At 61.7% G+C, this 428-nt stretch carries 1 protein-coding gene; it reads left to right on the forward strand.

The features are described 5' to 3' along the window. Positions 1–349: ATP-binding protein (locus tag MnOB_RS28370; RefSeq protein WP_199824614.1), on the forward strand; the 349-nt coding region annotated here is incomplete at its 5' end. Positions 350–428: the final 79 nt, after the last annotated feature.

The following is a 428-nucleotide window of genomic DNA, read 5'->3' on the forward strand; positions in this document are numbered from 1 at the left end:
GATCCCCGCCATTCCGGAGTTGGTTGCCATTGCGCTTAACCACCTCTTGCGCAATGCCTGCTTGCACACTGAAAGGGGCGTGATCACGGTCCAGTTGAACGCCAGCGGGATCGCGATTGAGGACAACGGGACCGGGGGGCTCGATGCCGTAGCCCAGCGTCCACTTGACCGACTGACAGGTGCACATGACGACACCAGCAGCGGACCTGGCTTGAGTTTGTCTATCGTCAAGCGCGTGGCCGACCACTTGGGGTGGGTGATACGCCATACGTCCTTGGCGGCGGGAGGTAGCCGATACATCCTCGAGTTTGAGCCACGCCAAGCGGTGCCGGTGGCGCGCGCTGGCTGAACTGGTCAGAGAGTAGTTGGCAACTGCGCCAAGGTGGCGATATTCAGTTCAAGGGCAGGTTTGGCCGCCAGGCCGCCAA

The organism is Metapseudomonas resinovorans, assembly GCF_002003485.1.
Lineage (GTDB): Bacteria > Pseudomonadota > Gammaproteobacteria > Pseudomonadales > Pseudomonadaceae > Metapseudomonas > Metapseudomonas resinovorans_D.